Origin of the sequence: Thermococcus sp. EP1, assembly GCF_001317345.1 — an archaeon.
Lineage (GTDB): Archaea > Methanobacteriota_B > Thermococci > Thermococcales > Thermococcaceae > Thermococcus_A.
In genome coordinates this window covers 54,014-78,620 of the sequence record NZ_JXCG01000008.1, presented here as the reverse complement: position 1 = coordinate 78,620, position 24,607 = coordinate 54,014, and the positions used below count along the sequence as shown (strand labels likewise).

Genomic DNA, 24,607 nt, shown 5'->3' with positions numbered 1-24,607 from the left:
AGCACCAGATGAAAAAGCAAGGCTTGAGATATTCAAGGTTCATACAAGAAATGTCCCACTTGCGGAAGATGTTAGTTTAGAAGAGCTAGCAAAAAGGACTGAAGGATATACAGGAGCCGACATCGAGGCTGTGGTAAGAGAGGCAGCACTTAATGCCATGAGAGGAGCAATATTAAAGGGAGAGATAAGTCCTAATACAAGGGCGAGTGATATCAGAAAACGTGTCAAAGTTACAATGAAGGATTTTGAAGAAGCCCTGAAGAAAGTAAGCCCAAGTATAAGTGAGGAGACTATAGAATACTACAAGAGAATTGAAGAAATGTTCACTAAAAAGAAAGCTGAAGTGAAACAAATAGAGGGGAGGGATAGGGCCGTCTTTTGACCCCTTTTAGTTTTATTTTGTAGGGCTTGGCCCTATTAAATAATCTTGAAGTTCTTGAGCATTAACTTTAATTTCTTTTCTATACTCGCTGAAGTTTATGGATTTCTCAATCCTCAGAGTTAGCGTGTTTTCTTCCAATCCTACGCTTAGAATTCTTGTGAAGATCTCCTCAAGTTTTAAGATAGTTGTAGATTTGAGTGTCGAGTAGTTTAGAAATATAAACCCTTTACTTCTCTTGTCTCCTAGCATATTAGCAAATCCAGAAAGCATTAGAATATTAAGATCCCAAATATTCTCTTCATAGAGTTGAAGCAGAGCATCGACACCAACTATTATCTTGATGTAATTGTTGAATCGTTCTTCCACCCTATGGAGAGCTTCACGGTAGTGTCTTGTCCATATGGGGATATCTTGGGAGATGTCAACCCTTTCAATTAAACTCATGATATTTCCAGTATGTTTTATGCCTCCGAGTTTTATCACTGGAATATCATTTACAATACTTGTGTCTATTCCAGCAGTCATTAAGTGCGTCTTGAAAAGATGGAGTTTATCAAGAACATCTACAATGATGAATGGCGTGTTGTCTTCCTGTAGTTGTCGTATTAATATATAGAACAAAAGATGGGTAGGATCGCTGGATGTATGTTTTATCACAACATACTCTCCCCATTTGATGTCTTTCATATAGTTCCATAACGAAAATTCAAACTCTTTTGTCATATTTAATCACCTACAGAGTATTTCCACGTTTAAATATTTTAGGGAAGCGGTGAAACGAATAGTTTCAATAGGTTCCACAAAGTTTCTTACCCGAGATTGGGCATTCTTAGGTCCGAATGCTTTTTTGTTAATTACACTTATGTTCGAAAGTTAATAAAATTGTTGGTACATTGTTCGATATGAATACCACAAATAGACTTTCTAAATACCAAATAATGAAAAAGAAACTCACTTCAAAAGTTTTACAAACTCTCTCATCCAAGCAGAGATATCTCCAGGATGTCTGGAGCTTACCCAATTTCCATCGACAACAACTTCACTGTCGATATATTCAGCTCCAGCGTTTATGAGGTCATCTTTTATTGTGACGACACACGTCCCTTTTCTTCCTTTAAGAACACCTGCAGATATCAGAACCTGAGGGCCGTGACATATACTTGCTACGGGTTTTCCAGCTTCAAACATCTTTTTAGCTATTTCCACGGCTTTGGGGTATATTCTTACAATTTCAGGTGCTCTTCCTCCAGGTAAAACTAGAGCATCAAATTCATCTGGATTCACGTCATCAAAGACTAAATCAACATTTACGGAATAATTGTGTTTTCCTACTATTGTACCCTTTTTATTGCTTGCAATATAAACTTCATGCCCTTCTTCCTTCATTCTGTAGAGTGGATAAAGAAGTTCCAAATCTTCAAACGTATCTGCCGTTAAAAACAGTACTTTCATTGCAATCACCACTACACCAATAAAGACTAAAACTTAATAAGGATTTTTACTCAAAGGTGTGTAGCAGTTAGGCAAGATTTAAAAAGCCCTTCTTCCAAAAACCTTCGCGTCCAAAAGTGGGCGAGACTTTAGAGAGAGGTGAGAGAGATGGAGAAACGCTTACCCGGAAAGGTGAGAAGAGCCATACGGGCCAAATATTATGATATTGAACCAAAAGCATGGGTTGGAAAAAAAGGTCTAGATGAAAGTGTAATCAATGAGATTAACGTTCAACTAAAAAAAGAGGGTATATTAAAGGTAGAAATAAAGAAAGGCGCACTCATTTCTACAGAAATGGATAGGAGAGGTATAGCTGAAAAGGTTGCGGAGCTTACAGATAGTGAGCTCATCGACGTTAGGGGCAAAAGGTTTATATTGTTTCGTCCCAGAGAGGGATGGGAAAAGTATTTAAAGAAGCTTAAGCTTAAGGAAGTCTCGAAGGAGAGACGGGAAGAAAAACCCGTTAAGAAGATCAAACTCGATATCGCTCAATTTAGGAAGAAGTTCAAAAAAGGGAGGGAATGAAGAATGGCGACAGTTTATGATGTTCCTGGTGATTTACTCGTTGAGAGGGTAGCTCAGAAGTTAAAAGAAATACCTGAAATAAAACCACCTGAATGGGCATTATTCGTTAAGACTGGTAGACACAAGGAGAGGATACCAGAACAAGACGATTGGTGGTATTACAGAGTAGCCTCAGTTTTGAGAAAAGTTTATGTGGATGGACCAGTGGGCATTGAAAGATTAAGGACATGGTATGGTGGAAGAAAGAACAGAGGCCATGCACCAGAACACTTTTACAAAGGAAGTGGAAGTATCGTTAGAAAGGCACTTCAACAGCTCGAGGCTGCTGGATTCATCACAAAGATCCCTGGAGAGGGCAGAGTAGTCACACCAAAGGGAAGAAGTTTCCTTGATAAGGCTGCCACAGAGCTTAAGAAGGAACTTGAAGAAATAATACCTGAACTTAAGAAGTACTGATGTTTTCTCCCTTTTTGAGTTTAATCAGCATTTTCCAATAACTTTTTAAAATAACTTTTGTTGAGGGTGATAGGATGGGTGAAGATATAGAGGAGATTAGGAAGAAAAAGCTTTTAGAGCTTCAAAAAAGACTTGCCGAGCAAAGGAAGGCTGAGGAGGAGCAAATAAGGCAAGAAATGGAGTTAGAGGCCCAATTACAGGCAATAATGAAGCAGATTTTAACTCCTGAAGCGAGAGAAAGATTGGGAAGAGTGAAGTTGGTTAGACCAGAACTTGCGAGACAGGTAGAGTTAATACTAGTCCAGCTTTATCAGGCTGGTCAGATAAATGAGAGAATCACAGATGAAAAACTTAAAAGGATCTTGGCTCAAATTGATGCCAGAACGAGGAAAGAATTTAGAATTAAGTGGTGAAACAAAAGTGAGAATTAAGGAGATTATCAAGGCGCTCAGTGATAAGGGAGAGGTTAGTTTGGACATTTGGAAACCTATTTCCGCTAGAAAAAGTAGTGATGGGACACTTGACATTCTTTACCGAAATCGTGTTGTGGGAAGTGAGAAAGATCCTGTATTCCTCTGGGCGTATGTGAATATTGTTGAAGAGGATGTTAGGATATTGGAAAAGATTACGTTTAAAAAAGAACATGTAAAATGGATAACCAATTCAATAACTAGATTTGAAAAAGCTTAAGGTTTATATATGAGGATTGACAAGGTTACTGACCGTGGGGGTGTAATTGTGACTAAGCATAGGATTTGCCCTGTTTGTGGCTCTGATAAATTTGTTTATGACCCTGAGAGGGGAGAGGTAATCTGTGCAAGTTGTGGATTTGTAATTCAAGAAAACATGATTGATATGGGTCCTGAGTGGAGGGCCTTTGACGCTTCTCAAAGAGAGAAACGGTCTAGAACTGGGGCACCTGAGAGCATATTGCTTCACGACAAGGGTCTTTCAACGGATATAGGGTATGACAGAAATGTTAAAGGGTTAATGAGAGAGAAGATTTATCGTCTTAGAAAGTGGCAGAGCAGGCTTAGAGTAAGCGATGCTGCGGAGAGAAACCTAGCTTTCGCATTAAGCGAGCTTGATAGGCTTGGTGCAAGACTAAACCTGCCCAAACACGTGGAAGAAGAATCAGCTCGTCTATACAGGGAGGCTGTAAGAAAGGGACTTATAAGGGGCCGTTCAATTGAAAGTGTAATCGCTGCATGTGTTTATGCTGCATGCAGACTACTCAAAATTCCGAGAACTTTGGATGAAATAGCAGATATGGCTAAAGTAGATAAAAAAGAGATTGGGAGAAGTTTTAGGTTTATTGCTAGAAACCTTAACCTTACACCAAAGAAACTCTTTGTTAAACCGACTGATTATGTAAACAAGTTTGCAGATGAGCTTGGTTTGAGTGAGAGGACTAGAAGAAGAGCGATTGACCTTTTGGAACAAGCTTATAATATGGGTCTTACTAGTGGAAAAAGTCCTGCGGGTTTGGTTGCAGCTGCTTTATACATTGCTGGCCTTCTAGAGGGAGAAAAGAGAACTCAGAGAGAAGTTGCAGAGGCGGCAAGAGTAACAGAGGTAACGGTAAGAAACCGTTACAAAGAAATGGTTGAGAAGCTTGGATTAAAGCTTCCCATTTAATTTTAATTTTAAAAATAAAAAGGTCATTTTTTAAACCAAGCATCTAATGTAAATTGTCTTCCAGCTTTTATTGCTTTTTTGAGTCTCTCAAGTCCATTTTTCACACGTTCTTCGCTAAAGTCATGCTCATCACAGAGGAATCTCAGTACCCCCTCTTCATCGGGCATTTTCCATTCTAGTTTGTACTCATTTGTTACTGGTGGATTCAGGAAAAATTCCTTAATTGCATATAGGTCTACATCACTTGTCTTTTGATATTTTAATAGGGGATCTTTGGAGTGTCTTACTATTTCAAGGGCTTTTTTTGGTCCTAATCCTTTTATTCCTCCTGGATTGTAGTCAGTACCAACGAGTATTGCTAACTCAATAAGTTTCTCTCTTGTTAGTTTCAGCCCGTTCAGCACATCTTCAAGAAGTATTAATTCAGGCTTAACCTCAATATAGACATCTTTTCCAGGTAGTTTTCGTCTTCCTGTTATGGTGAGGTTCCTTACGAGTTTTGGTGTTCCAAAGAGCAATGAGTCATAATCTTGACTTGCCGAGGCCCAAACATCTCCTTTAGATGCCATATAGGCGGCTTGGGCTTCTCCCTCGCTGGGAGCTTGAACCCAAGGGATCCCCATCAGTTCCAAAAGTTTTTTGGCGTCTTCAATTAGAAGTTCATTTACTTTTGAAGCTCGTTGGGCGTATTTTTTGGCCTCTTCTAAGTCTCCCCTGGCAAGGGCTAATTCCCATTTTTCTCTTGCTTCTTCTCTAGCTTCGGCTCTCTTTTCAAGTTCTTTCTTCTTAAACTCTGGAGGTTTCCCATCAAAGACATAGACAGGTTTTATTCCTGCTTCCGTAAGATTTATCGTTCTATAGAAAAGGCCTGAGAGATGGGAGGTTATCCTTCCTTTGGAATCCATTAGAGGGGTACCATCTCTTTGTCTGATGGTGGATAGGAACTGGTATATAGCGTTGAACGCATCTATGGCCACTTTTCTACCATTTAGGTTTTCCAATTCCAGCTCTTTTTTTGAAACTAACTCACCAATCGGAACTCCCATTATTCCTCACCTTTTTGGGATAGTAAATAATCATAAGGTAATTCCTCAATTGCAAAAGGTTCCCTCTCTTAGTATCTTGTCTTTACTTCTGACACTAGCTTATCGAGTATGCTTCATATTTTTGGAGTGGGAGGAGTATCACTATTCTTATTTTTGTCCTCCAGCTTTAAAGCTATTATCCCTCGAAATTTAGTAGTTCAAAAATCCTCATGAAACAATTTTATAGTATCTGCTTAACTTTTCTTTATCCAATCCACGTTCAAAACTCAAGGTTTCTTTAGCGAACGCCGATACTCAAGTCGGCAAATGGATAAGGGAAAAGTTATAACTCCTTTTTCAGATTAACCTTTGTAAAGTTCATGGGGTGGAGGAAATGAGCATAGAAGCACTTTTCAAACCAAAGAGCGTTGCTGTTGTAGGGGCTTCTGGCAAGCCAGGGAAAATAGGATACGCTATTATGAAAAATCTCATCGAATACGGCTATGAAGGGAAAATATATGCAGTAAATGTTAAAGGTGGAGAAATAGAGATCAGTGGAAGAAAATTCCAAGTTTACAAGACCATTCTCGATGTTCCCGATGAAGTTGATATGGCGGTGATAGTTGTACCAGCAAAGTTTGTCCCACAGGTTGTAGAAGAGTGTGGGAAGAAGGGTGTTAAAGTTCTTCCGATAATTAGTTCAGGATTTGGAGAACTTGGTGAAGAGGGCAAGAAAGTTGAACAGCAGCTAGTCGAGACAGCTCACAAGTATGGAATGAGAATTCTTGGTCCAAACATCTTTGGTATTGTTTATACTCCTGCGAAGCTTAACGCTACATTCGGACCAACTGATGTTATGCCAGGAAAGCTAGCCCTTGTTTCCCAAAGCGGTGCTCTTGGAATAGCACTTATGGGATGGACAATTCTTGAAAAAGTTGGTCTTTCAGCCGTAGTTAGCATAGGAAACAAGAGTGACCTTGATGACGCTGACATGCTTGAATACTTTGAAGACGATGAAAACACCGGTGCTATTTTAATCTATATGGAGGGTGTAAAGGACGGTAGGAAGTTTATGGAAGTTGCCAAGAGAGTTTCAATGAAGAAGCCAATTATAATCATTAAAGCCGGTAGAAGTGAAAGAGGAGCCAAAGCAGCGGCTTCACACACTGGGTCACTAGCTGGCGCTGACAGCATCTACACTGCCGCATTCAAGCAAAGTGGTGTGTTAAGGGCTTTAACAATAGGCGAGGCATTTGATTGGGCAAGAACACTCTCCAACCTTCCAGAACCAGAGGGAGATAACGTTGTGATACTCACAAACGGTGGTGGAATAGGGGTTATGGCCACTGATGCTGCTGAAGAAGAAGGATTAAAACTTTACGACAACTTAGAGGAGCTTAAAGTCTTTGCAAACCACATGCCACCATTTGGAAGCTACAAGAATCCTGTTGACCTTACAGGTATGGCAGGTGCTGAGGCTTATGAAGGGGCAGTTAGAGATGCCTTGGCTCATCCAGAGATGCACGCAATAGCAGTTCTCTACTGTCAAACAGCAGTTTTAGACCCAAGAGATCTTGCAGAGATAGTTATCAGAGAATATGAAGCAAGTGGAAAGAAGAAGCCAATTGTAGTTGCAATAGTAGGTGGAATTGAGGCTAAAGAAGCTATTGACATACTTAATGAGAAGGGCATTCCAGCATATCCTGAACCAGAAAGGGCAATTAAATCACTCTCAGCCCTTTATAGATGGCATAACTGGAAAATGAAACACAGGAAAGAGTGAACTCTTTCTTTTCTTTTAATAATTTAAAGAAAAACCTCAAGCGATGTATTTTTTAATTTCTTTGTACATTTCATTCAGGATTTCTTGATAGTTCGCTTTGTTTTCTTCTATCAGATCCATGAGCTCTTCAAGCTGTCTAGTCCTTTCTTCGCTTACGAGCTCTTTGTACCTGGTTATGAGATAATGGTATACTTTAGTTCCAAGCTCTGTAGGCACGAGTTTCTTTCTCCCTTTGGTTTCTATGACGTAGTGTCTATCAAGGAGGGTTTTGACTATCTTGGCATATGTTGATGGCCTTCCAATTTTGCGTTCTTTCATCAGGGCAATTATATCTCCTTGAGTGAAAAGCGGTACTTTTGGAGCCTTCCATTTCTTGATCTCTTTAACTCTAATCCTTTGTCCTTTTTCAAGTTTTGGAAGCTTTCTCAGTGGTGGATTCCGGATTTTTGTCCATCCCTCATAAAGAATGTCTACATAGCCTTCTATTTCTGTTTTTGCAACTTTTGCATCTATGATTGCTTTTTCATAGAGTATCTTTGCGGCTTTCATCTGGGATGTCATAAAGCGCTTAAATACCATGTCATATAGTCTGAAATGATCCCTTGTCAGACCTCTTGCAAGTGTTATAACTCCATCTCTGAGTAGTTGCATTAATCTTCCGGTGTCTATAGGCCTTGTCGGTCTTATACATTCATGAGCTCCTTCTTCTCCCCATTTCCTTGGGGCGAAGTATTCCTCGCCGATTTCATCGCTTATGTACTCTTTAGCAACTTCTATACCAACGTTGCTGACATGGGTTGAGTCTGTTCTAATATATGTAAGAAGACCTAATTCGAAAAGGTCTTGGGCTAGTCTCATTGTATAGTCAGTTGAGAATCCTAAAAATCTTGAAGCATCTTGAAGCATGGTATCAGTACTGTATGGTGGTAATGGATTGAGTTCTCTCTCTTCCAGCTGCACATCTTCTACAACAACTTCTTCGACCTCGTCTTTAACGCCTTCAAGGGTGACATCCAGATCATTTTCGAGGGTTAGTCTTACAAAATTGGTTTCACTTTCTACAAATTCCTTATATCTTTGGATTACCCACCCTAGTACAGGTGTTTGAACTCTTCCTGCTGAAAGATAGGTATTCTCAAAGACTTCCCAGAGTTTTTGGCTTAATTCGAAGCCTATCCATCTATCTTCGATTCTTCTTACCAGCTGAGCATTTACTCTGCCTTCGTGCACGTCTCTTGCTTCTTTCAGTGCTTTCAGAATAGCTGGCCTAGTAACCTCGTGAAATTCAATCCTTTTTATTGTTGGGGTGTAAGGGGATAAAACATTCCTTATGTCCCATGCTATCTTTTCTCCCTCAGTATCTGGGTCAGTTCCGATTAATATTTCATCAACTTCTTGAGCAATTTCCCTCATTGCCATCACATTCTCGAGGGCATCTCTGATATCTTTAGACCCGCATCTTGGACATACTCCCTTACTTTCCCAGTCCACAAATTGGTGACCACAGTCTCTACAACGCTTTAAAGTATCATATATTGGCACGAAGTAGAGTTTTCCATCTTTTTCGTTTACCAAGACCCCGTGATAACCGTCATTGGTTACAAGGTCGAACATATGTCCTCCACTTGCAAGGATTGTTAGCATTAATTCTCCAATGCTTACTTCATATGCGACTAAATCGCCGATACGTCTTTTGCTTGGTTGACCAAAGAAGTTTGCGATAGTTCTTGCCTTGTTTGGTGACTCCACTATCATAAGAGCTGACCTAACTAAATCCTTTGTTTTCTCTGCGATCTTTCCTTCCATAATAAGTTTGACTTTTTCCCTATCTCTGTCAATCTCTTGGAGTATTTTTTCTAGGTCTAGTTCATTAAAGGCCACCATTTCAAACTCAGAAAAGCGCCAGCGCATTTGCCTCTTTAATCCATTGAACACCTTTTCGTTGTCCACAATTACTATGCTTAGTCCCTTAGTTATACCACCAGCAAATAGTCTTGAAGTCCTCCCGCTTGCTTGGATATACGTCCTAACGTCAGGGATTTCTATGTACCACTTTCCTTCCTCTTTCTTGAGACTTACGAAAGGATCTTCCTCGATTCTCTTGAGAACGTCTTCCTTCTTCAATATATTTCTTAAAAAGTCAACTGCCTCCTTAAATACCTTGAGAACATGATTTGAAAATCCTTCTAGAGGCAATCCCTCTGCAAGTGCTTCTTCTATCTTTAAAATTTCAAACTGTGGAATGTTCCTTATGAGCCTTCTTATTCTAGCGTAGAGTTTTTCTGCATTCTTTCTATCTTCGTTTTCTAGGAATTCCATAACTTCACTCATCAGACCAAGAACTCTGTAGATAGTAGGTTGTTCTAAATCTATGCTAAATCGGAATTTAGGAACACCAGTAAAAACTGCATACCTTATTAGATGTGGCAAATCTAAGCCTCTAACAATAGATCCGTAATAAGTTGCAACCCCAATTAGGTAGTCGGCCTCTCCATTCTCAAACTTTTCAAGACCCTTTTTATTTCTCGCTGAAACTAATTCGACTTTGAATCCTTTATCCTTTAGGTAAGAAGTTAGTTTTTCTGCATAGAGTATACCCTGATCAATAGGTACGAAGATAAGGCCTCCAGTGCCCAATTTCTTTATGATCTCTTCAACATGCTCTTCTATTGGGTGTTGGGGAGATAGGTATGTGTCCACTACATTTCTTAATGCGGATCGTCCACTCCCTACTTCAAAATCAAGGAGTTCACGATAGAGTTTTATTCTGTCACCTCTTGCACTTCCAGTTGCTGAGGCCACAATCAGAACTCCAATGTTATTCTTGCGTTTAAATTCTCTTATTTCTTTTTCAATTGCGTTTATTTGCTTATTTAGTTCTTTTAACTGCTCATTTTTGTCTTTTCTGTTTCCATTAAGGTATTTTGCCATCTGTTTTTTGAGCCTTATTATTTCCCATGCTTTTTGAATTATTTCCTCGGTAAAGCCGAGTAAAATCAATGAGCGATCTATATTCTTTGAAGCTTTTAAAAAAGCATCAACATCATCTACAAAGATAAAGTCAAATCTTTTGTCCTTTAAGACATCAAAATTTCTCGCAAGGTATTGGGCGGAGGTTATGAGAACATCAAACTCACCAGTTTGGATTTTTTGGAGCATTTCTTCTTTTTCTTTTTTCCTCATATTTCCATGATAATATGCTAAATTAACATCTATTCCAGCTTTTTCAGCAAAAGTCTTGACTCTCTTGATCGTTTGAACGACCAGAGGCGTTGTTGGTAAGACAATATATGATCTCTTTCCTTTTTTGGCATAATAAATGGACATAAACGCCCCAAAAACACTTTTTCCCATACCCGTTGGAGCTATGATTGAGAAACTTTTTCCTCTTACCAGCCGTTTTACCCAGGTCTTTTGAGCACTCCAGAATGTGAATCCAGTAGCAGTTTTAAAAAGTTTTTCCGCTTCAATAAGTCTTTGTTCTAGAGAGTACACTTCTTCCCAGTGTTTTAATGTGTTTTTAAGCTTTAAAGCATCGTAAATTCCTTTAACAAGTTCAAAATAAACATCCGATTTAATTTCTTCGTCAAGACATGTTTCACATGGATGCTTATTATATAACCTCTCATCGCTTATCACATCTTGGCAATTTGGGCACATGCCCCTGTATACTGCCTTCATTTTATCCACCCTCTAATCCTTTTCTAAGAGATGCAAACTTTATAAGGCTTTTTTTGAAGACCCTACTATAAGTGGAACCTAAAGGTTAGAAGGTTCAAGACACTTTTGAAAGGTTCTCTTTTAGGGCTAAGAATGTTAAACTGGAGATGATTGGGGGGGTTATGGGCGTAAATAAGAGCAAGTGATATAATTAGAAGTTTAAGATTTTCTTGATTTCTTTCTCCAACTCTTCTGTCAGCTTATATTCTGAAAATACTCGTTTGAATTCATTAAATATCTCGATTATTTGAAATCTCATTTCTGCAGAGGGAGCTTGTGGGAAGAGCTTTAAGGTTTTCCTTAAAAGCCTAGTAACTTCACTTCCACTTTCATCATTGTTTATCTGGTACTGTAATTCTTTCAGCAGAACTTCTATCCCAAGTGCAGGATCTTCAGTGAAGAAATACTTCTCAATAACTAGCTCTGGTAAACTCTCTGAGAGGGGATCTTCACTTTCAATGTAGAATCCTTCTTCAAAGGCCATGAGTACAGCAGCGACGTGTTTGCAGTCTTTGCCCTGTGGGCAGGTGCATCTGTTTGAATTTTTTGCTAAGTCCACTTCTACATAATACGGATACGTTCCCAGAACTTTGGAAAACAGTTTTTCCTTATACTTGAGAACCCACAGAACCTTTCCTTTTTTGTAATAGCTCTTCCCTTTCTGTAGAGTTTTCTTTTGCATGATAACCACTAAATGTAGTAAGCATTGGGATTTTTAAGATTAACTCTCCTAAACCTTTAAAAAGTAGAGGTTTTAGTTAATCCCGATAACGCTTATCAAAAGTTTTATGGAGTGTGAGAGTATGAAAAAGATCAGGCAACCCATTATAGCTGTTTTAGGACATGTTGATCACGGAAAGACGACAATGCTTGACCGTATACGTAATACCCGCGTAGCGGAGAAAGAAGCGGGTGGGATTACCCAACATATAGGTGCTACTGAAGTTCCTATCGATGTTGTTAAACAGCTTGCTGGCCCTCTTTTAAGCCTCTGGAAAGGTGAGATTAAGCTTCCAGGATTACTTTTTATAGATACTCCTGGTCATGAGGCCTTCACAAGCCTTAGAGCAAGGGGAGGAAGCTTGGCGGATTTAGCAATTCTCATAGTTGATGTAAACGAAGGCTTTCAGCCCCAAACATTGGAGAGTATAGAAATTTTGAGGAAGTATAGGACTCCCTTTGTTGTAGCTGCAAATAAGATCGATCGTATTAAAGGATGGAAAATAACTGAAAATGAGCCTTTCTTAGTCAATATTAAAAAACAGGATCAGAGGGCACAACAAGAGCTTGAGACCAAACTTTGGGAATTAATAGGAAAGTTCTATGAGATTGGTTTTCAGGCCAATAGATTTGACCGTGTCCAAGATTTCAGAAAGGAGCTCGCAATAATCCCAATCTCTGCTAAATATGGTATTGGAATTCCTGAATTGCTTGTACTTATCTCCGGTTTGGCTCAAAAGTATCTTGAGGAGAAGCTCAAGATAGAAGTAGAGGGGCCTGCAAGAGGAACTATACTTGAAGTTAGGGAGGAAATAGGCTTTGGAACAACAATAGATGTGATAGTTTATGACGGTACTTTAAAGAAAGACGATATGATTGTTGTGGGAGGCAAAGATAAGGCTATAGTCACAAAAATAAGGGCCCTTCTTAAACCTAAGCCTCTTGATGAGATAAGAGATCCGAGATACAGGTTTGATCAGGTTGAAGAGGTTTCTGCTTCTGCAGGTATCAAAATAGCAGCACCTGGATTGGAAGATGCCCTTGCTGGGTCTCCAGTGATAGCTGTGAGAAGTGAGGAGGAACTTGAAAGGGCTAAAGGAGAGATCCTTGACCAAATAAAGAGTGTGATTATAAGCACAGATAAAGTAGGAGTGATAGTAAAAGCAGACACCATTGGAAGCTTGGAAGCTTTGAGTAAAGAACTTCATGAGAAGAATATCCCCATTAGAAAGGCTGATGTAGGAAACATCAGCAAAACCGATGTTATGGAGGCTCTTAGTGTAAAAGAAGAGGAACCATTCTATGGTGTGGTTATTGGATTCAATGTGAAAGTTAATGAAGATGCGGAAGAAGTCGCCAATGCCAAAAAAATACCTCTCTTTGTAGGGAACATAATTTACAAGATAATAGAGGATTATGAAGCATGGGTAAAGGCAGAGGAAGAGAAGAAAAAGAAAGAGGTTCTAGCAAAGACCAAGTTCCCTGGTGTTATTAAACTCTTCCCCGATGAACGGTATGTTTTTAGGAGAAGCCATCCAGCTATAGTGGGAATAGAGGTGCTTGAAGGACGGATAAAGCCAGGATATCCGCTAATAAAGCAGAATGGAGATAGAGTAGGAGTAATAAAATCAATTAAGTCCAAAGAAGATTTCCTCCAAGAGGCTAAGAAAGGAGATCAAGTGGCTGTGGCAATTGAGGGAGCCATGGTGGGAAGACACATACATCCAGGGGAAATCCTTTATGTGGATATAAGTAAAGATGATGCAATAAGGCTAGTGAAGGAACTTAGAGATGTACTTGATGACACCGATATAAAAGCTTTGAAAAAGACGGCAAAAGTAAAGGCCCAGAAAGACCCATTCTGGAGTGCTCTTTAATTTTTCTTTTGGTGGTACTTATGGAGGTTTACCATCTTTACAGTGGGGGGAAAGACTCTTCACTGGCGGCATATATTTTGAAAAGACTGGGTTATGAAGTTAAACTGGTTACTGTTAATTTTGGACTCCTTGACAGCTGGAAATATGCTAGAGAAACTGCACAAAGCCTTGGGTTTGAGCATGAGGTGTTTTTCTTAGACAGAAAAATCCTTGAAAAAGCTACTGAAATGTGTATCAATGATAAACATCCAAACAATGCCATCCAATTTATTCATGAAATGGCATTGGAGGAGATTGCCAGACGTGAGGACGTAGAAAGAGTAAGTGATGGAACTAGAAGAGATGATAGAGTTCCATTACTGGATCAGAGGAAAACAAGAAGTCTTGAGGATAGATTCAACGTTCAGTACATACGGCCACTTTTAGGCCTTGGATATAAGACAATAAGAGAACTTACGGATAGACTTTTCATAATTGAACTCAAAGAGAGTGAAAAGCTTGAAAAATCTGACTATGAAGTGGAAATCAGGTATCTCTTAAGAGAGAAAGGTATAGACCCACTTACAATTTTCCCAAAGAGACATTTGCAGTCAAGAGTACTGGGATGGAAAAAAGAAAAGGCTCACTTGTGAGCAAAGATCGCTGTTACTTTTTCTCCCTCTATCTTATCTATTCTCACAAAGCCAAAACGCTCGAACTGGACTATGTCGTCAACTTTTAGATCTGCATCGGTTTCAAGCAGGCCTTTTCTAACTACGAGTTCATCTCCTTCTGGTATTAAAACTTCACATGGTTTTCCTTCTGGAACCCAGTGGATCATTCTCCACTTGTTTTCTCTGGCTTTTTCGTATTCAATACTATCAAATTCCACCACAATTCTTTCTTCACTAACTTCCAGGATTTTTACATTGAAGAGGTCCTTAAGTCTAACATATTCGTTGCTCTTGAGGAGTTCGAGATCGTCTTTTGATACGTACACTGGTTTTCCAGGAGTGAATTTAAGCTTTCTAACACCTCTCTCGGGATGGTCGGGATGGAGAGGTACTTCTGCTATGAACTCTTCGTTGTAACCCTTAATCTCCATTGGTATTGGATCGGCAACAAAGAAATACCTGTTGGCAATAGGTTCGATTAGTCTTCTGTTTATTGCTGCTAAGTTATCCCAACTGATGGTAGTATCGCTCTTTTTGAGCCCTACTTCAATTATTAGTTCTCTAATAGCATCTGATTGGATACCTCTTCTTTTTAGAGCTCTAATAGTTCCGAGTCTTGGATCATCCCATCCTAAGTATTTGCCCTCTTCTATTCCTTTTCTTGTTTTTGACTTGCTTAAGATAACTCCTTCAATTGAGAGCCTCCCATGGTGAACTGTTTGTGGATATTCCCATCCAAAATACTCGTATACATACCTCTGCTTTGTCTCGTTTTCAGCATGTTCTTGCCCTCTGAAGATGTGAGTAACACCAAGCTCATGATCGTCTATAGCAGAAGCGAAGTTATAGAGGGGCCATACATGGTATTTGTCTCCTGTTCTTGGGTGATTGGGATTATTAATAATTCTAAGTGCTGGCCAATCTCTTACCGCTGGATTTGGATGACTTAGATCGGTTTTTATTCTTACGACAGCCTCTCCTTCCTTATACTCGCCATTGAGCATCTTCTTCCATTCTTGAAGCTGGATTTCTGGGGGTAGGTCTCTATGGGGGCATGCTTTTCCGTCATCTCTAAGCTTCCTGAAATCCTCTGGTTTGCATGTGCATACGTAGGCTTTTCCCATCGCAAGCAGTTTTTCCGCATATGAATAATAAATCTCCAGCCTGTCACTTGCCATGTGGATTTCATCTATCTGGAAACCTAACCATTTTAGATCCTCAATAATCCAGTCGTAAAAGATTGGCTCGGGTCTTTTCACTTTGGGGTCAGTATCATCAAATCTCAGGATAAATTTTCCACCATAAATTCTAGCGTATTCATGGCTTAGAATTGCGGCTCTAGCATTTCCTAAATGAAATGCACCATCAGGATTCGGGGCAAATCTTGTGATGACTTTTCCTTTTTCTGCCTTAGGTAAGGGGGGAAGACCTTTCTTTTCTTCCCTTTTCTCCTCCTTCTTTTCGAAGAATTCGGGATAAATTTCATTTAACTTGGCTTTTTGATCCTCAATACTCATAGAATTGACTTCTTGGACTATATCATTGACAAGAGGAATTATTTCTCTGGCTTTTGGCCTTAGTTCCGGGTTCTCACCAAGTAGTTTCCCTATAACTGCTTTGGAATTGGCTTTTCCATCATGCTGGATAGCATTGATGAGCGCGTATTTGAGTATCGTCTCCCTTATCTCCATTTTTCTTCACCATAGGGAGAAGGCAGGGTTAAGTTATAAACCTTGTGCGAGGTTCATTAAAAAGAATTTTAAATCACTACACTTATTGTTTTTGGTGTTGCCAATGAACAAAGTGGAGAGAACACTGGTAATCATAAAGCCTGATGCTGTTGTTAGAGGACTTATAGGTGAAATTATCAGTAGATTTGAGAAGCGAGGTCTTAAAATAATTGGGATGAAGATGATACACATTGATAGAGAATTGGCCGAAAAGCACTATGAGGAGCATAAGGGAAAGCCATTCTTTAAACCACTAATAGACTACATAACAAAGGCTCCAAGTGTTGTGATGGTCGTAGAAGGAAGATACGCGATTAGCGTGGTAAGAAAGATGTGTGGTGCAACAGATCCAAAGGACGCCGAACCAGGAACAATTAGAGGTGATTATGGCCTTGATGTAGGGGATGCAATATACAATGTTATCCATGCCTCTGATAGCGAAGAAACTGCCAAGAGAGAAATAGCACTCTATTTCAAGGACGAGGAGCTCTTTGAGTATTGCAAAGCCGCAGAGTGGTTCTATCACTCTCACTGGGATAAAGAAAAAGGTGAATACCTAGACTCGACAAGGTGTCAAGAGCTTTGAACATTTTCTTTTTCCTCAATTATTAAAAGGTCTTACGTGTTATTCTTTTCTAGGTGTTTGATATGTGTGATATTCTCGTTGCGACCCCTAAAGTGACTAGAGATAATATAATGCTGTTTGCTAAGAACAGTGATAGAGATCCAAATGAGGCTCAGATTTTGGAATACATTCCAAGGCAAAAGCACGAAAGTGAAATGGTAAGACTAACTTATCTTGAGTTCCCTCAGGTTAGAGAGACTTATGCAGTGATTCTCTCTCGACCTTGGTGGATTTGGGGAGCTGAAATGGGAGTGAATGAGTTTGGTTTAGCTATAGGCAATACAGCAGTTTTTACAAAAGAACAACTCTCAGAAAAAGGGATTCTGGGAATGGATATGATAAGACTTGCACTTGAGAGAACAAAAACCTCTAAAGAAGCTCTTAATTTTATAATTGAGATAATTGAGAATTATGGTCAGGGAGGGAGTGGGAGTTACGAACATAAGATGGTATACAGCAACTCTTTCATAATTGCAGATACGAAAGAAGCTTGGGTTCTTGAAACTGCTGGCAAAAATTGGGTTGCAAAGAGAATTGAGGATGTTTACTCTATTTCAAATGCCCTAACGATTGAAGACGAGTGGGATCTAGCATCTGACAGCGTTGAAAAACTCTCAAAAAAGGGTAACTTCAACTTTGCCCGCCATTTTTCCGATAGGTTCTATACTCATTTTGCCTACGGAAGGAAGAGAAGAGCTTTCACATATCAAAAACTCAAGGAAAGAAAGGGAGAAATAACACTTGAATATATAATGGAAATCTTGAGATCACACAATGTTGAGCCATACTCCCCCGAAAAGGGCTCTATGAGAGATATATGCATGCATTATGGGGGTCTAACACGGCCCTCTCAAACCGCATCATCTCAGATTTCAGAGCTTAGGGAAGATTTAAGCATTCACTGGTTTACAGGAGCGTCTAATCCATGTTTAAGCATATTCAAGCCAGTCGTCTTTGAAGGAGGGCTTCCAGATTTGGGAGAGGCTCCCAATAATAGGTATAATCCCAAAAATTACTGGTGGCGCATGGAGAGATTTCATAGAATATTTCAGACCAATTATCGGGCTTATATAAGTGAATTTGCCAAAGAGGGGGATGAACTGCAGAGAACAATAATAGAAAAGGCGAAGCAACTTGAAGGAAGCACTGAGAACTTGGAAGAATTAACAAGGTGGGCATTTGAAGAAGAGATAAAGCTTGTAGAAAGATGGGAAAAGCAGATCACCCCAGGCAAGTTTCCTTTCTTCTATGGTATGAGGTGGAAAAAAGTTAACAAGAAAGCGGGTTTAAGACAAGATTTTTAACCCCTTTCTATTTTATTCTATTCGGTGCTTAGAGTGAACAATTTAATTGAGATATTTTTGCTCTCTTTGATACCAACATTTGAGGGAAGATATGCAATAGTTTATGGCATTGGTAGGGGCTATTCTATTCCTGGCACTTTGATAATGGCATCTCTTGGGATTTTAGTTCTTTCTCTTGTACTCCCCATTGCACTTCCGTTTATAGATTGGGTTATGCTTAAGCTTGAGGGTACCTCTTTGAGGAAATTTGCGGAGCTCTATTTGAGGTATGTAGGGCGAGTAAGGAGAAAAGCCCATCCCTATGTGGAGAGATGGGGCTTTTTGGGCCTTGTAGTATTTGTGGCAATCCCTCTTCCTGGAACAGGAGTATGGACAGGGAGCCTAGCGGCATATCTGTTTGGAATAGAAAAAAGAGAAGCAATCCCTGCTTTGGTAATTGGTGGGCTTTTGAGCATCTTAATAACCTTAATTCCAAGCTTAGGTGTAGTAAAAATATTTTAAAAAAAGAAAAAGCCTTATTTTGTTGCTTTCGTTATTCCTACGTTTTTCACGAGAACATAGGGTGTAAACACGGGAGTAGCAACTTCCCACCAGTGGACATGATAGAGATCTTTTCCTAATGCTGCAATGTTCTCCAATATATGCTGGAAGTTGTCACTTACCCTTATGTTTCTTATGGGCTTAGTTATCTCCCCATTCTCGATTAAAAATGCTCCATCTCTTGGTATCGTAGAGAAATCACCTGTAACATAGTTCTGGAATCTTGTGTACCACACATTAGTAATGTAGATACCGTGCTTAACTTCGCCAAATATTTCATCTTTTGAGTAGTCTCCTGGTTCAAGATAAATATTCCATGCTTGGGGCATTAGTAAACCAGCATTTGCTGTAGTCTCGGTCTTGTACTTTCTTGCAAAGCTTGTATTTAGGAGATACGTTTTTAAGATCCCATTCTCGATTATCTTTGTTTCTCTTGTGGGAACCCCCTCATCATCGAATTTTCTCGTTCCGTAAGCATTTGGCATGTCTCCGACATCTTTGATACTGACTTTCTCATTTGCAACTTTTTGTCCCAACTTGCCCACTAAGAAGCTAAAACCAGCTTCAACGGCAAATGCGGAGGTCATGAAGCTCATATAGCTGAGAAGGTTAGCAAAGGCCAATGGGTCAAAAATAACGTCAAAAGTTCCTGCTTCGCCTTGTATTGGATTGGTAGCAAGTTTGGCTATTTCTCCTGCTTTTCTTCCAGCACTTTCTGGGTCAAACTTCTTGAGAATTCTTACGGAGTTTGTCCCATGCCCGCTTTCTTCGTCGCCTATGAATGCCCTAACACTTATCTCTATCCCGGTTCCTTCGTCAAATGCTTCTATTCCATTACTGGTGCTCAGATAGAGCTTGTTGTGATCAGTGTAAAGTACTCCTGCAACCCTTTTGGCACCTTCTTCAAGGGCAGCATTAATGGCAACCTCTACATACTCATTTGGTTCATCTAGTTCGACTATAGCTTTATCAAAAGTTCCAGGAATGTCTTTATACTTAAATGGCCCCTCTGCTATACCATAGTAGTCTTCTTTAGGTGCTAGATTTTTAACACTCTTCAGAAGAGTCTGGAGAGCTTTATCTATCGTGGACTCATCTAAAGCAGTTAAAGTGGTGGATGCCAATCTTTTTTGATACTCGACGAAGAGTTCAACCTTTTGAGTATGCCAGTTCTTTGCAACTGTTATTTCATTGTTGGCAAATCTCACCTGTCTTCTGCTTTGTTCATATGATAAAACCACTACATCTCCAAATCCGAGTTCTTTTGCTCTTTTTAAGATTAATTCGTTAACTTCGAACATCTTTTTCACCTCCTCAGCACTACCTCCCTAAGTCTCGCATGTGGTCCTCCCATCCACACTGGTACCCCCTGTCCCGGTTCACCTTTTCCACATGTGCCTGGATAGAATTCGACGTCTTTTCCAACAGCATCAACACTGCTCCAAAGGCCTTTAGTAGTTATTTCAAGAATTGGCTTTCTTACAGGGTGTTTTATCTCTCCGTTCTCGATTAGGTATGCTTCTCTTCCTATGTACCTTTGTTGGAATCTTCTGTCATCTATGTTCCACTCGTTAAAGCTTACCATGTAAACGCCTAGCTTTATATCTTCGATCAGCTCTTCGAAGGTGTAATCTCCTGGCGCGAGATAGGTGTTTGCCATTCTTACTATAGGCTCGCGGTTGTAGTTTATTGCCCTGGCTGATGCGTTTGACTTCATTCCAAGGTACGCAGCATACTCCCTGTTCATTAAGAACTCATTTATTATCCCATTTTTAATGAGATATCTAGGCCTTGCTTTAACACCTTCATCATCATAAAGATAGAATCCCCAACTGTTTGGAACTGTCGGGTCTTCTATAACTGTCACGACATCACTTCCAATTCTCTCCCCAAGCATTGAGGGCTTTACGAAACTTTCTCCCGCTTGAGCAGCTTCTCTTCCCATTATTCTGTCCAGTTCATAGGGATGGCCAACACTCTCGTGAACAGCTATTCCTGCTACCTCTGGGCTTATCACAACATCAACTTTTCCTTCAGGTGGTTTTTGACCTTCTTTTATGAGGTTTTGCAGGGCTTTGACGTCTTTCACGGCCCATTCCCACGGTTGATCTTTCTCAATTAGTTCAAGTCCGCCAGAAAAGGCCCTTTGAACGAAAGGAGCTTGTTCCATCTGCCCTTCTTCAAAGACGACCAAGTTATACATGACTGAGACTCGTGGGATGAGACTCTCAACAAATGCACCTTCATTGTTCATGAAGATCTTGTGCCACATGAAATCTCCATATCTCAGAAACCGCATTGGGACGTTAATTCCGGTTTCTCTTACTTTTTCTTCGATGAGCTTTAAATACTCCATTTTCTCTTCTGCACTAATGTCTCTAAAGTCTTTTTTCATCTTAACCTCATAAAAAACTTGGTGGAAATCTTCATCGCTGAATTGGATGGGTTTGTTCCTTAATTTTGCTGCAGCCTTTGCTAGCTTCACAGCTTTTTTTACAGCCTCAAGAACACTTTCTTTTGTCAGAACATTTGTAGAGGCAAATCCCATGCCTCCATTAACTATGACTCTTATTCCCATTCCTTTCTCAGCTAGAATCCCTAGACCTTCAGGATTTCCATTCTTCATGACCAGTTCTGTTCCATCTTTTTCTTCAAACCTTGCCTCAGCATAAGAGGCTCCAAGTTCCTGGGCTTTCTCAACCGCAAATTCAACGAGCTCATGCATGCACATCACCCCTGATTACTGCATATATTAGTACTTTCCTGAAGTATAAAATCGTTTCGTTTCGATAGAGGTTGAATCGGGATGAGAAAAACTGATAAGGATTAACGGTGAACCATGAAGTGGTGATATTATGCCGATCACGACAAAAACAGGGGATGATGGAATAACGGGGATCTTCACTGGTGAAAGGGTAGCTAAGTTCTCACCTATAATTGAGGCTAACGGGAGTATAGATGAGCTAAGTTCATTCTTGGGAGAGGCAAAGCATTACGTGGATGAAGACCTTAAAAAGCTCTTAGAAGAACTTCAGATTGAACTTTATTCACTCATGGCAGATATTGGAAGTAAAGGAGAATACAAAAAAATTGGGGAAAAGGATATTGCTCGTCTGGAAGAACTTATTAAGAAATTCGAAAGTGAAGTCGAGCTCAAGGGGTTTGTAATACCGGGTAGCACAATTGGAAGTGCAAAGCTCGATATCTGCAGAACAATCTCAAGAAGGGCAGAGAGAAAAGTGGCAAAGCTTGTGTCAGAATATGGAATAGGACATGCTGTGATGAAATACTTAAATCGGTTGAGTGACTTGCTATTTATAATGGCCAGGTACGTGGAGTGGAAAGAAGGAAAAATAAAATATGTGAAGTGAAAAGTATGGAAAGAGTTATTGGTATATTGGGAGGTATGGGCCCACTTGCAACAGTTGAGCTCTTTAGACGGATAGTTCTGAAAACTCCTGCAAAAAAAGATCAAGACCATCCAAGGATAATAATTTATAATAATTCAAAAATTCCTGATAGGACTGCTTATATCTTGGCTAAAGGAGAGAATCCTCTTCCAGAGCTTATAGAGAGTGCTAAAAAACTCGAGGCTTGGGGAGCAGATTTTATTATAATGCCCTGTAACACGGCCCATTATTTTGCCGAAGAAATTCAAAAGGCTGTTAATATTCCTTTCATAAACATGGTAGAGGAAACAGCCGAATATATAAAAAATCTAGGACTCAAAAAGGTCGGCATCTTGGCAACTGATGGCACTATAAAGGGAATGGTCTACCATCAGGCTCTTTTAAGTAGAGGTATTAAAATCGCAGTACCTAATGAAAAAGACCAAAAATCCCTAATGGATGCTATTTATGATGGTATAAAAGCTGGAAACATTGAATGGGGAAGGAGTGAGATGCTCAAAGTAGCTAAAAAACTTGAGAAGAGAAGTGACGGCCTAATAGCTGGTTGTACTGAAGTAAGTGTAGCTTTAAGGCAAGAGGATTTTAAGATTCCTCTTATAGACCCCATGGATGTTATAGCTGAAAAAGCCGTGAAACTTGCTTTAGGTCTATAGCCATTCTTTTCTTTTGAAGTAGTATAACATCCCGAGGGCTATTGCAAGCATCATTAAAAGTGTAATGGGATAGCCATAGTACCAGTTGAGCTCAGGCATATTGTATGGAGAGATTCTTGAATTGAAGTTCATTCCGTATATACCTGTTATGAATGTTAAAGGAATGAAAATCGTGGAAACAACCGTTAGTATTCTTATAATGTCGTTTGTTTTCATGGAGAGGGTAGAGTAATATATTTCCACCAAGCCGCTGGCCATTTCTCGTTGGTTCTCAATAATATCAAGGACTTCCATAACATGGTTGTAAAGTTCTTCTAAATACCCTTGTGTTTCCTCGGTGAAGAACTCTTTCCCCTCGAGTCGTAGTCTCCTAAAAACTTCTAGAAGGGGAAATATAGTGCGTCTTGCAAATAAAATCCGCCTTCGGATTCCGTGTATCTTGCGAAGAGCATCTTTATCTCCGTTTTTTAGCACTTTGTTCTCTACTACTTCCATTTGAGTGCTGATGTTTTCTAATATAGGTACATAGTTTTCGACTATTGCATCGAGGAGGGCAAAGGTTAGGTAGTCTGCACCACGCTCTCTAAAAATGCCTTCACCATGTCGTATACTTTCTCTTATTGGGTTAAACACATCTCCAGAGCGCTCTTGCAGAGTAATTACAAAATTGTCTTTGAGAAAAATTGCAGTTCTTTCTTTTTTCAGCCCACCTTTTAATTCATAGACTTGGTGAAGTAAGATAAAAAGATGGTCTTTTAGGATTGCAACTCTCGCACGGCTTTTTGCCCTGAGTATGGCTTTAATTGCCACGTCATGGAATCCAAAAATTCTCTTTAGCTCTTCTAAATGCTCGATACCATCAATGTTTATCCATACTACACTATACTCTTTGTAGTTTAAGGCCTCTTCGACCTTTTTGACTCTTTTTTCTTCAAATTGATCTTTTGAGTATGCAAATACAGTGATTTTGGAAGATTCATTCATCTCAAACACCACAAGGGAAGCTACTAATTGGAATTGGAGTTAGTGGTAATTATAGTTTTCTCTTCCCAGAGGCAGGTTAAATTCATCCAGCAAAGCAAAGTGTTTTTAATACTCTTCTCCTTTATTCTCTTGGGAACTGCATTGATGGAATGGGAATATTATTTGGCAGAGGGCCTTAAAAAGAGATTCTTAGAGAGATATGGAGGAAAAAGCTTAGATGAAGTATTCTCAGGAGAGGAAGTTGGGAACTGCTATTTAATAGAAAAGAAGGAAAGGGTCAAAATAAGGTTCCCAGAGAGTGAAAGAGCAAGGTGGAATCTTTTATCTTGTCTATCTCTAATCCCTGGAATTGGGCCGAACAGAGAGAAGAAGCTTAAGGAAAGAGGGTATTCTACTTTGAGAGATCTTATAAATCATCCAAGGTTTAAAGACGATGCCTCAAAGATCCTAAAATGCTTAGAGGAGCGCAGAATTTATGAAATCTTAGAACACATGGGGAGGAGATTTAGGAAGTCGCACCCTCTCATCCTCCAGTGTGCTGCTCTTCATAATTTAGAAAAGTTTTTGGTGCTTGATATAGAGACTCTGGGCCTTTTTAATGCTCCAATAATTCTCATAGGGACGGGGGAGTTTAGACAAGATGAGCTCACTATAAGACAGTATTTTGCAAGAAATTTGGAGGAGGAGAAGGCAATAATTTTGAAGTTCCTTGAGCTTTTTAGGGATAAGGAAGCTTTACTGACCTTTAACGGAAGACGTTTTGATGTTCCATTCATTCAGGAGAGATTGAGGTATTATGGAATTGAGGAGAGCCTTGAAATTCCAAACTATGATGTCTTTCTCTTTTCTAGAAGCCTGATTAGAGGAGTTCCCAATTATAAGCTCCAAACCCTTGAAAGATATTTACTTGGATTTAAAAGAGGAGAAGACGTTCCAAGTGCTTTGATACCTGATTTTTACCGTTATTACCTGAATACTGGAGACGTTGCCCTAGTAATTCCAATAATAAAGCATAATGCCCTGGATATAGTAACAACAGTGAAGCTTTTTGGGACGCTTCTTGAGATGATTAAAGATTAGAACTCTTAGGA

Annotated in this window: 23 protein-coding genes and 1 pseudogene; 15 read left to right on the top strand and 9 right to left on the bottom strand. The window is 39.6% G+C overall.

What is annotated here, in order from left to right:
• Window positions 1-382, top strand: a pseudogene (locus EP1X_RS07665) (AAA family ATPase); the annotation flags it as partial.
• A 12-nt stretch (window positions 383-394) separates the two neighbouring features.
• On the opposite strand, the gene EP1X_RS07660 reads toward EP1X_RS07665, so the two are convergent.
• Together EP1X_RS07660 and EP1X_RS07655 are read right to left on the bottom strand one after the other, a co-directional pair.
• Entirely contained in the window at window positions 395-1,105 is a 711-nt protein-coding gene (locus EP1X_RS07660; RefSeq protein ID WP_055283312.1) for a DUF257 family protein, read from the bottom strand.
• A gap of 228 nt (window positions 1,106-1,333) precedes the next feature.
• The gene (locus EP1X_RS07655) at window positions 1,334-1,834 is read right to left on the bottom strand and encodes a type 1 glutamine amidotransferase domain-containing protein (RefSeq protein WP_055283310.1); all 501 of its coding nucleotides are present in this window, start codon (window positions 1,832-1,834) and stop codon (window positions 1,334-1,336) included.
• A 147-nt stretch (window positions 1,835-1,981) separates the two neighbouring features.
• On the opposite strand from EP1X_RS07655, the gene EP1X_RS07650 reads away from it, so the two are divergent.
• The 5 genes from EP1X_RS07650 to EP1X_RS07630 all read left to right on the top strand — a co-directional run bounded on the left by EP1X_RS07650 (window position 1,982) and on the right by EP1X_RS07630 (window position 4,492).
• Window positions 1,982-2,398 (top strand): YhbY family RNA-binding protein, encoded by a 417-nt coding sequence (locus EP1X_RS07650; protein ID WP_055283307.1) that lies wholly within the window; start codon window positions 1,982-1,984, stop codon window positions 2,396-2,398.
• A 3-nt stretch (window positions 2,399-2,401) separates the two neighbouring features.
• Window positions 2,402-2,854, top strand: a complete 453-nt coding sequence (locus EP1X_RS07645; protein ID WP_055283305.1) for a 30S ribosomal protein S19e — start codon at window positions 2,402-2,404, stop codon at window positions 2,852-2,854.
• Window positions 2,855-2,928: 74 nt separating this feature from the next.
• Entirely contained in the window at window positions 2,929-3,267 is a 339-nt protein-coding gene (locus tag EP1X_RS07640) for a DNA-binding protein (protein WP_055283303.1), read from the top strand.
• Window positions 3,230-3,544: a hypothetical protein gene (locus EP1X_RS07635; RefSeq protein WP_055283301.1), complete on the top strand. Its 315-nt coding sequence runs from the start codon at window positions 3,230-3,232 to the stop codon at window positions 3,542-3,544. Before EP1X_RS07640 ends, EP1X_RS07635 begins: the two co-directional genes overlap by 38 nt.
• A 48-nt stretch (window positions 3,545-3,592) precedes the next feature.
• Window positions 3,593-4,492, top strand: coding sequence for a transcription initiation factor IIB (locus EP1X_RS07630; RefSeq protein WP_055283299.1), 900 nt, complete (start codon window positions 3,593-3,595; stop codon window positions 4,490-4,492).
• Between the two features lie 23 nt (window positions 4,493-4,515).
• Here the strand turns inward: EP1X_RS07630 and fen are convergent, their stop codons facing one another.
• Window positions 4,516-5,538, bottom strand: coding sequence for a flap endonuclease-1 (gene fen / locus EP1X_RS07625; RefSeq protein ID WP_055283298.1), 1,023 nt, complete (start codon window positions 5,536-5,538; stop codon window positions 4,516-4,518).
• A 373-nt stretch (window positions 5,539-5,911) separates the two neighbouring features.
• Between fen and acs the strand changes: the two genes are divergently transcribed.
• Entirely contained in the window at window positions 5,912-7,300 is a 1,389-nt protein-coding gene (gene acs, locus EP1X_RS07620; protein ID WP_055283295.1) for an acetate--CoA ligase alpha subunit, read from the top strand.
• A 36-nt stretch (window positions 7,301-7,336) separates the two neighbouring features.
• Here the strand turns inward: acs and rgy are convergent, their stop codons facing one another.
• Both rgy and EP1X_RS07610 read right to left on the bottom strand, forming a co-directional pair.
• Window positions 7,337-10,981, bottom strand: a complete 3,645-nt coding sequence (gene rgy / locus EP1X_RS07615; RefSeq protein WP_055283293.1) for a reverse gyrase — start codon at window positions 10,979-10,981, stop codon at window positions 7,337-7,339.
• 190 nt (window positions 10,982-11,171) lie between these two features.
• The gene (locus EP1X_RS07610; RefSeq protein WP_055283291.1) at window positions 11,172-11,702 is read right to left on the bottom strand and encodes an SWIM zinc finger domain-containing protein; all 531 of its coding nucleotides are present in this window, start codon (window positions 11,700-11,702) and stop codon (window positions 11,172-11,174) included.
• A gap of 121 nt (window positions 11,703-11,823) precedes the next feature.
• On the opposite strand from EP1X_RS07610, the gene infB reads away from it, so the two are divergent.
• Together infB and EP1X_RS07600 are read left to right on the top strand one after the other, a co-directional pair.
• Window positions 11,824-13,617, top strand: a complete 1,794-nt coding sequence (gene infB / locus EP1X_RS07605) for a translation initiation factor IF-2 (protein WP_055283289.1) — start codon at window positions 11,824-11,826, stop codon at window positions 13,615-13,617.
• 20 nt (window positions 13,618-13,637) lie between these two features.
• Window positions 13,638-14,249 carry an asparagine synthase-related protein gene (locus tag EP1X_RS07600; protein WP_055283287.1) on the top strand — a complete coding sequence of 204 codons (612 nt, stop codon included), beginning with the start codon at window positions 13,638-13,640 and terminating at the stop codon, window positions 14,247-14,249.
• On the opposite strand, the gene EP1X_RS07595 is transcribed toward EP1X_RS07600, so the two are convergent.
• Window positions 14,240-15,961: a glutamate--tRNA ligase gene (locus EP1X_RS07595; protein ID WP_055283285.1), complete on the bottom strand. Its 1,722-nt coding sequence runs from the start codon at window positions 15,959-15,961 to the stop codon at window positions 14,240-14,242. The genes EP1X_RS07600 and EP1X_RS07595 overlap by 10 nt on opposite strands.
• A 103-nt stretch (window positions 15,962-16,064) precedes the next feature.
• Here EP1X_RS07595 and ndk point away from each other — a divergent pair, with 103 nt between their 5' ends.
• The 3 genes from ndk to EP1X_RS07580 all read left to right on the top strand — a co-directional run bounded on the left by ndk (window position 16,065) and on the right by EP1X_RS07580 (window position 18,430).
• Window positions 16,065-16,586, top strand: a complete 522-nt coding sequence (gene ndk, locus EP1X_RS07590; RefSeq protein ID WP_055283283.1) for a nucleoside-diphosphate kinase — start codon at window positions 16,065-16,067, stop codon at window positions 16,584-16,586.
• A 62-nt stretch (window positions 16,587-16,648) separates the two neighbouring features.
• Window positions 16,649-17,929 carry a C69 family dipeptidase gene (locus EP1X_RS07585; protein WP_055283281.1) on the top strand — a complete coding sequence of 427 codons (1,281 nt, stop codon included), beginning with the start codon at window positions 16,649-16,651 and terminating at the stop codon, window positions 17,927-17,929.
• A 33-nt stretch (window positions 17,930-17,962) separates the two neighbouring features.
• On the top strand, window positions 17,963-18,430 hold the full coding sequence (locus tag EP1X_RS07580; protein ID WP_055283279.1) for a COG2426 family protein: 468 nt from the start codon (window positions 17,963-17,965) through the stop codon (window positions 18,428-18,430).
• A gap of 14 nt (window positions 18,431-18,444) precedes the next feature.
• Here EP1X_RS07580 and EP1X_RS07575 read toward each other — a convergent pair whose 3' ends face one another.
• Both EP1X_RS07575 and EP1X_RS07570 read right to left on the bottom strand, forming a co-directional pair.
• Window positions 18,445-19,770 carry a TldD/PmbA family protein gene (locus EP1X_RS07575; RefSeq protein ID WP_055283277.1) on the bottom strand — a complete coding sequence of 442 codons (1,326 nt, stop codon included), beginning with the start codon at window positions 19,768-19,770 and terminating at the stop codon, window positions 18,445-18,447.
• 5 nt (window positions 19,771-19,775) lie between these two features.
• Window positions 19,776-21,194 carry a TldD/PmbA family protein gene (locus tag EP1X_RS07570; RefSeq protein ID WP_055283275.1) on the bottom strand — a complete coding sequence of 473 codons (1,419 nt, stop codon included), beginning with the start codon at window positions 21,192-21,194 and terminating at the stop codon, window positions 19,776-19,778.
• Between the two features lie 130 nt (window positions 21,195-21,324).
• On the opposite strand from EP1X_RS07570, the gene EP1X_RS07565 reads away from it, so the two are divergent.
• Both EP1X_RS07565 and EP1X_RS07560 read left to right on the top strand, forming a co-directional pair.
• A complete protein-coding gene (locus EP1X_RS07565) occupies window positions 21,325-21,840 on the top strand; it encodes a cob(I)yrinic acid a,c-diamide adenosyltransferase (RefSeq protein WP_055283274.1) in 516 nt (171 codons plus the stop codon).
• A gap of 5 nt (window positions 21,841-21,845) precedes the next feature.
• Window positions 21,846-22,532, top strand: a complete 687-nt coding sequence (locus tag EP1X_RS07560) for an amino acid racemase (RefSeq protein WP_055283272.1) — start codon at window positions 21,846-21,848, stop codon at window positions 22,530-22,532.
• On the opposite strand, the gene corA is transcribed toward EP1X_RS07560, so the two are convergent.
• Window positions 22,527-23,516: a magnesium/cobalt transporter CorA gene (gene corA, locus EP1X_RS07555; protein ID WP_055283271.1), complete on the bottom strand. Its 990-nt coding sequence runs from the start codon at window positions 23,514-23,516 to the stop codon at window positions 22,527-22,529. The two genes, EP1X_RS07560 and corA, sit on opposite strands and share 6 nt — an antisense overlap.
• 42 nt (window positions 23,517-23,558) lie before the next feature.
• Here corA and EP1X_RS07550 point away from each other — a divergent pair, with 42 nt between their 5' ends.
• A complete protein-coding gene (locus EP1X_RS07550; RefSeq protein ID WP_156300726.1) occupies window positions 23,559-24,596 on the top strand; it encodes a ribonuclease H-like domain-containing protein in 1,038 nt (345 codons plus the stop codon).
• The last annotated feature ends 11 nt before the right edge of the window (window positions 24,597-24,607 follow it).